Source organism: Bacillus cereus group sp. N6, assembly GCF_016483705.1.
Taxonomy (GTDB): Bacteria; Bacillota; Bacilli; order Bacillales; family Bacillaceae_G; genus Bacillus_A; species Bacillus_A wiedmannii.
The window spans coordinates 1-7,593 of the sequence record NZ_JAEHBI010000093.1; the positions used below are offsets into that span (position 1 = coordinate 1).

Below are 7,593 nucleotides of genomic sequence, written 5' to 3' on the forward strand. Positions count from 1 at the left end.
TATTTTTTTTCATGTTTTCAAATCGGAAACATGTATTTGGCCTGCTTTTTTGTCTGAAAAAGCTGAGTAGTTACGATTATTTGTTACAGCCGCTGCAATTCCCGCAACATGCGTTCAGTGTCCAATCCTATCAATATAATCTTCCGGATTACTTGAAGTAAAATTAATTGGATTTATAATCTTATCTTTTAAATCTGGATGATTTGGATCAATGCCACTATCAAGAATAGCAATCTTAGTAACGGGAACGCTGTTTTTTACTTTACAAAATCCTTGCTTTGGATTAATCCTTTGCAATCCCCATTGATTTTGTACTCCGTCACTTGTTTCTATTTTTTCTAAATAATACGGATCATTCGGCATACATCCACATTGCTCGCGTCTACATTTCGAACACATACATGGTCGGTAATGCCATTTTCGAATGGCGTTATAATCAACAAATCGAACATCGGAATGTTGCTCATATAAAGCTTTATATTTTGATTCCTCCCCTACAGGAATTTCAATTATCTCTATGTGTAATTGAGGAATTTCATCTATTTTCTTCCCACCTAATTGTATATGAACCTGACTTTTCGATTGTGCTTTTGCATGATCGTAAAACGTAATTAATAGCTGTCCATCTTTTATCATTTTTATCATCCTTTGCCGTTTGCTAGGATATCGTATGCAAACGAAAGGACAAGTGTCTCATTTTCACCAAAAATGGTTTTTTTGAACCAAAAAGAAGATGCATATTCATAACAAGTAGTAAGATAGTTCCTCATACCAAAAAGAATACAGGGTAAACGAAAAAAATAGAATCTAAAAATCATTCTATTTTGGGTTCTGTTGCAAAGTTTGAAAAAACATAAACCCGTTTACAAAATACAGTTATCGTATAAGAAATTCTGAATAGTTGCTGTAATTCCTTATACGTCGAAAAAAAGAAGTCTGGAATGATATGATCCCCTTATAGTAGACAGTAAAAAGAAAGCACATTAATCTGTTTACTATGGAGGGGATTTTTCTATGGGCAAAATTAGAGTAACTTATGATATAGAATTTAAGAAAAAAGCAGTAAATTTATACTTGAAAGAAGGAATGGGATACAAAACGGTCGCTAAAGAATTAGGAATTGATTACTCGGTGGTAAGACGTTGGGTAAAACACTTTGAAGCTGAAGGTATCAAAGGACTAGAAGAAAAACGTGGTAAAACGAAAGGACCAGGTATAGGTAGACCAAAAACCAAGCCAAACGAAAATTGTACATTAATGCTAATTTTTACATAAATGTAAATTATCTGTTTTCCAAGAGGTTTTTTATTCATATAAATAGTAACCATTTGTTTTTGGTCAATAAAACCATTTGTTTGATTCGTTTTATTAATACTTATATTTTTGATACCAGGCTTGTTTAATACGTTAAAACATTATACAATTAGCGAGGAATTACAGAAGATATTCATATACATAAATATAATCTAGTTACATGTATAGCTTAAATTGGTATATGTAATACTAAAAGCAAGGTGTAACGTTTGGTGTATAAAACCAAACGTTACACCTATTAATACTAAAAGAGACGGTGATAAAAGTTGAAGTGGAACAAATACGCTATAACATTTGGAAAAATTGGGAATATCATTGGAGGGATATATGCTTTATATAGATGGCTGGCTTTACAATTGCCTGTAGGATCCGAGCGATTGATCTTCCTTCCTGAAAATATATTCAATATTTTCCCTATTGTATTAGCAGGTATAGGACTTACTGGGTATTCATTATATAAATTATTTCCGCAATCATTCTTTTTTATTTGGAGTATTTCTATGACTAATGCCCTTTTTTTAATAGGCCATGAGGTTTATTTGGCACGTATGAGTGCCATAACAGTAAATGATAAAATAGGATATCTAATTGCACAGTATCTTTTTGATACCCTCCCATGTATTTATGTTATCTTTATTGCTTTATCAGGTATTTTTTTATATCATCCCAAATTAAATAAATCAGCTAAGTCCATATAGTATTATGTAGAAGGATTATAAAACGGAACCACGGACTCAATAATTAAAAATAACTACTCAGCTTCCGTGAGGAAGCTGAGTAGTTACAAAAATTAATTGCTAAACGATTGAATAGATAGAAAGGTAAAAAAGAGTGTTGTCAACGGTAAGCGGAACGAAGTGAGCATTAAGTGGTTCTGGTGCAAAAGCTAAGTATTTCCTTTTTTTAATCTGGTGTGACAATAGGACGTAATTCATCTGTTGTATACGTAAAGGATGTAATTGTTGCTTTTATTGCTGTCCCATGATTTTTACTAGCAGCTTGCTCTAATTTTTGAATCGCTTTTTTCAGATTTTCACCTGGAATGATCGTATATATTTCTTCTTTTTGATAAACAGCGACACGATAATCCTTATATGTGTATGACGTTCCTTTTGCTGGGAATGTATCTGTCATAGTTTTTGTGGCTTGATCTGTAACCGTTGTCGTTGTTGAGAATTTTTGTGAAATACTGCCTGTAATCTTTCCAGCTACTTTCCCTAGCGTGGCTTTAGCAAGCTCTCCGCTTAGTTCTACACCAACTGAATAAGCAAATTCTTGTGTGTTTGCGTTGCTTACACCATGTGTTTCACTCACAGACCATGCATGAGGAACCGATTTTGGTTGTAAACGATTATAAATTCGTTTCCAACGTACTTCTTGTTGGAATTGTGTTCCAATCAACACATCTTTTGTATTAAAACCGAAGTCTGTATATACGGATCCTGTTGGTGTTAATTGATTAAGTGATCCCGCGTAAAGTATACCATCTTTTAATATCAATGTTTGACCAGCAATTTTGATTTGAATGGCATCTGTATTTGTGATAGGAGCTTTTTTGATCCTTCCCGTATAGAATTCTACAGGTTCTTTCATAGGGTCTTTATCTGCTTGTGGATAATACGAGCTTGTATTTTCTTGATTAGACAGTTGGATAACCTTGCCGTCACGTAATAGTTTTCCAGAAATATTAGTGTCAGCAAAAGAAGCAACGGGTCCTACAAATAAAGTTGTACTTAATGCACAAACGAGTGGAATTGTTTTTATCCATTTATCTGTTACAGTCTGTTTCATTATGTTAGCTCCTTTTCTTTAGTTAGTTAGTTTCTTATTATTAAGATTATACTAATTATTTCAAGATGAATAGGTTACATAGTATCTATAAAAAAGTATAAAATCTATAGAATAATATACATGAATACATATAAGTTCAATATCATCATATATCAATATTTTTGAGATACCCAATAATGTTTGTAAAAAACATACGGAAAGAAAATATGCTATACCGCATAAAATACCAAAATTACAATTTTTAACAATATCAGATTTGCGAAAATTAAAGAAAAATAAAATTCTCATCAATGACATATTACAGCTGTTTGAATGGTCATGGAAGAATTATGGTTCTGTTGCAAAGTTTGAAAAAACATAAACCTGTTTACAAAATACATTTATCTTTTAAGAAATTCTGAATGGTTGCTGTCATTCCTTGTACGTCGAAAAATAAAATTCTGGGAGGTGACTTCTCTTTTGTTTGTATATAGCATGAATCGAAACGTCACTTGATATGTCTATGATCTTATTCGATGAGATTTCCATGTTCATGCCTCATACTCCTCAAAGCAGTTTTCTTTCACGCAACAGCCCCCCTTTGATAAGTGTTGTGTATTCGCCACATTTCGCAAATTCAGCCGTGTTGATACCAATGGGAGAGCGGAAAACATGAAAAAGATTGAGCGAATTCGCTCAATCTTACAAATGCAAGTTTACCAAAGGTTATAGAATATCATAGCAAATATCCATCTATTTGCCCTAGGATTCCCGTTATTTCACATCTTCGAATACATGCAATGCATCTTTACGGAGTTTGTCTTTTTCAGTATCTGACTTTTTGAAATCGTATTGATATAAAGCGGATTCCCAATCGCCATACATCGGATTTGGGAATACAATAAACTTTTCTCCAAATGCTTCATGCATCTCTTCTACCGCTTGATTTCTATCTTGTACAGATTTCTCATCAAATCCAGTAAAATCAGATAAATTATCTCCAAAGAATAGAACAATATCATGTTCTGTCGCCACTTTTTTTCTTCGTCCTTCTTTCCCTTTTTCCTCTTGACCTTGCAATAAGACATGTTCTTTATCAGCTTGTGGGATATTCAGTTTCTGTAAATTTTGTAAAGTGGCATCTAACTGATTTTGTTTGCGATTGGAAATGTAGTAGATCGCTACACCTTTTTCATTTGCATATTGTAAAAAGGAAACTGCACCAGGGAGGGCTTCTGCTTTCGCTTGTTGAATCCATTCATCCCATTTATAAGGAAACCCATTCTTCTCTTTTACTGTCATGGCTTGATACGGACTATTATCCACGACGGTTTCATCTAGATCTAAAACGATGGCAGTTTTTTGCGCGGTACTTTTGGCAAGTGCCGCGTCTAATTTTATCTTTCCTATATTATATCCTTGATGATAGAGCGCTTTGACTTCTCCAGCCGTTTGATACCAAGCATCTGCCATAACTTGTTGATCTGTTAGTGAGGATGTTTGTGGTGACTGACATCCCATGAGAGAAAGAGAGAATAACGTTATGGCTATACGTCTTTTAAAAATGAGTTTCATTGTGTATCACACTCCTGAATGTATGTTTTGTATGGTATGCTCTTACCTTACAGGAGCTATACCTAAAATGAAATTCTCTTTTATGAGAAAATACTATGATTTTATCTTTTTTGAAGGAGAAAAGGTGGATTTTTTAATTTTTATGATATGAAAATCACCTTACATCATTTTAATTCGTTCATATATTTTCTATTTCATATAAATTTAAAACGTAACTTTAATGTATATATATTGTTTTTTTAGGGACATTCAAACTAAAATATGCAAAAATTCATATTTTAAAACTCGTTATTGCATGTATGATGAAAAAACAGAGGAGCCAATTACGATGGGTAAAATTAGGATGAGAACTACATTTGTAGTAATAAAGTTCATAATACCGTAATGCCATTAGTAACAGAATTACCCAAAAACACGAATGTAATTTACAGTTCATACCATGTTAAAAATATACTCTTGTTTGTTATTCTTTTTTGATATGAAAAAAACCACCACAAGTAGGGGCCTGCGGTGGTTAGGAGAAAGTTATAAAAAATTATTATAAGTGTTAGCATCTCTATTTTACAAGAAATTATATATATTGGTATTGAGAAAGTTCCTCTCTATATTCGAAATAAAAACAATACATGCAGCGATTATTCCGTTGATGAGATGACCTAATAGAATGTCTATGCCAAGTACAAACAAGATGTTTCTTCCCACCTATCGGTTATTTTGCCAGTTGAGCTTCATATTTTTGAACTAGTCGATAAAACGTAGTTTTTGGTACATTCACTTTCTCCATTGCTTCCGCTGTTGTAATGGACCCTGTTTTCCAAATATCATAAGCAGTGATAAATGCAGATGTAATTTCTGCCTTTGGTCTACCAATTTATTTATTCTAGATGTCAATTTTGTTATTGACATCTTTCTTTTTTGTACTATTTTTCATTTCCCACACCCGACATCGTATAAACCCTTGCTATTGTTGACTTTCTTCACTTGGTCATTTTCACTCTTATATATAGGGCTAAAAATTCTGCAAGGAACGGGTTGCTCTATCCTGACAAAACTTTTAACGGCTCGTTTGCTTTTCTCGCCAAGCCGAAGGGCAAAAATTAATGCAATGGTCTTTGGTTTTGAGCAGCAAGTATACGAGCCGAACCGCTAGATTATTCGTCCCCTGTTTGTTTTGATCCGTTATAATGTTACGCTTCGAACCATGGGGGTCTCGTCCGTCCCCACACGACGAGACAGCACGATAAAAGTACATCCATTGTCCTTTTACTTTTATGTACATTCCATCTGCTCTCCAAGAATTATTCGTTTGTTTGGAATGCCGTCGAACTCGCTTATCCAACTCCGTACCATATTGATGGAATCACCGCATATTCGTTATTGTACAAATGTTACATTTCTTGCACCAGAACCCGTTTAGGCACCTTCAACTGGGAAGAGTGCCTTTTCAATTTTAAGCATATTCGAAACATTACCTGCATATATTACAGTACTCCTGTTATGTTATACAATCGCTCCATACAAAAAAAGCAATCCAGACCATCACCCTGGATTGCTTTTTCTTTCTATCACACCCGAGATGGTACCTACCATCCCAATCACACCTGCACATGAGGTACAATTTTTAAGCCTCATGCAGCAATTTCAAACTGCGGTCAATAATTATCTCACTTAAAAATACGTAGATCATGAGGACTAGTACCCAAAACCCGAGTCAGCCTCTTGCCAAAAAAGCAAAGGAACACTCTTAAAAAAGCACCTAAATCAGATGTAGATAAAGACGTATTATGTGTGATTTGTTAGTAAAGATAACATATACATTTATAGAAATTCATGATGTACAATATGTTTATTAGACATCAGCAATAGTTGCTGATGGATTAGAGGGGGAGCTTCTATGTCGATAATAAAAAAGAATACAGGATCTAATGAAAATAATAAAAAGAAATAAGGGAATACAGTAGCGCGACTAAAAAGGAGAACTCATGTCTTTTAAATTGAAAAGAGAGAGGCTTGTCTTTTTTTGGTTCGTGTGCTTTTTTCGCCAAGCCGACAGACAAAAAGTAAAGGATGTATAAAAATCATTAATTTGGTATAAGAAACCAAAATTCGGGTTATATTATTATTGGGGGAAGTAAAACTTTCACGAGCTTTCGTATCATTTGCGCACAAAAAGACGAGAATATTCTCGTCTTTTTGTTTTGTATAAAGATGTATGATTAGTTAACATAACGCACCATTATCGGTAGCAACTCCCAAGGTTTCCGCTTACTCTCTTAAGGGGTGCTCAGCTCCTTTTGAAACGATTTTCATTGTTTTTGGGTGTTGTTAAAATATCGTGTAAGCTTGAATTCATGAAAAGCTCTTATATAGAGAGTGCGAAGAAAGCGCTTTAAAAGTGGTATAAAATGTTGATATAGCTAGGTTTCCAAAGGTTTTCGTGTGTGTTTAAATCCCCACGAATAAAACCGAAAAATCGTAGTTGTCAAGTTAAACAACTACGATTAATAAATTTAAAATAATCTATATGGAAAATTTTTAAATATCTTCTTTTTTATAGCTTTAACATTATTTGTAATGCTTTATTTACATTATCTTTGTCCCCTAAGTAGATAAAGTGTGGATTTATAAATAATACATATACTTTAGCGTTATTTCCCTCTAAACCTGATTCATATTTAAACAAAAGACCTTTTCTTTTAAGAGCATTAATAAATTTGCTCATATTTGACCTGTCAGTTCCTGAAAAATCAGAAATTTAAGAAATATTAATAGGTGCGGAATTCTTAGCTATAATATCTTCTACAATACGATTACTACCAAAAGCAATTAATGGTGTTATATCAATAAAAAACTTTTTTCGTAACTACTCAGCTTTTTCAGACAAAAAAGCAGGCCAAATACATGTTTCCGATTTGAAAACATGAAAAAAAATAC

At 33.4% G+C, this 7,593-nt stretch carries 5 protein-coding genes and 1 pseudogene; 2 read left to right on the forward strand and 4 right to left on the reverse strand.

Going from position 1 to position 7,593, the window contains the following annotated elements:
- Positions 1-114: 114 nt before the first annotated feature.
- Positions 115-636 carry a S8 family serine peptidase gene (locus JDS99_RS29285; protein ID WP_199696285.1) on the reverse strand — a complete coding sequence of 174 codons (522 nt, stop codon included), beginning with the start codon at positions 634-636 and terminating at the stop codon, positions 115-117.
- A 378-nt stretch (positions 637-1,014) separates the two neighbouring features.
- On the opposite strand from JDS99_RS29285, the gene JDS99_RS29290 reads away from it, so the two are divergent.
- Positions 1,015-1,275: a helix-turn-helix domain-containing protein gene (locus JDS99_RS29290; protein ID WP_199696286.1), complete on the forward strand. Its 261-nt coding sequence runs from the start codon at positions 1,015-1,017 to the stop codon at positions 1,273-1,275.
- 305 nt (positions 1,276-1,580) lie between these two features.
- A complete protein-coding gene (locus tag JDS99_RS29295; protein ID WP_199696287.1) occupies positions 1,581-2,012 on the forward strand; it encodes a hypothetical protein in 432 nt (143 codons plus the stop codon).
- A gap of 205 nt (positions 2,013-2,217) precedes the next feature.
- Here the strand turns inward: JDS99_RS29295 and JDS99_RS29300 are convergent, their stop codons facing one another.
- The 3 genes and pseudogenes from JDS99_RS29300 to JDS99_RS29310 all read right to left on the reverse strand — a co-directional run.
- A complete protein-coding gene (locus JDS99_RS29300; RefSeq protein ID WP_199696288.1) occupies positions 2,218-3,105 on the reverse strand; it encodes a hypothetical protein in 888 nt (295 codons plus the stop codon).
- A 753-nt stretch (positions 3,106-3,858) separates the two neighbouring features.
- Complete coding sequence (locus tag JDS99_RS29305; RefSeq protein ID WP_199696289.1) at positions 3,859-4,659, reverse strand: 5'-nucleotidase, lipoprotein e(P4) family; 801 nt, start codon at positions 4,657-4,659, stop codon at positions 3,859-3,861.
- Between the two features lie 1,192 nt (positions 4,660-5,851).
- A pseudogene (locus JDS99_RS29310) lies at positions 5,852-6,016 on the reverse strand (DDE-type integrase/transposase/recombinase); the annotation flags it as partial.
- Positions 6,017-7,593: the final 1,577 nt, after the last annotated feature.

Coding starts and splice junctions, on each gene's coding strand:
- JDS99_RS29285 (WP_199696285.1), bottom strand. CDS start 636: ATGATAAAAGATGGACAGCTATTAATTACGTTTTACGATCATGCAAAA.
- JDS99_RS29290 (WP_199696286.1), top strand. CDS start 1,015: ATGGGCAAAATTAGAGTAACTTATGATATAGAATTTAAGAAAAAAGCA.
- JDS99_RS29300 (WP_199696288.1), bottom strand. CDS start 3,105: ATGAAACAGACTGTAACAGATAAATGGATAAAAACAATTCCACTCGTT.
- JDS99_RS29305 (WP_199696289.1), bottom strand. CDS start 4,659: ATGAAACTCATTTTTAAAAGACGTATAGCCATAACGTTATTCTCTCTT.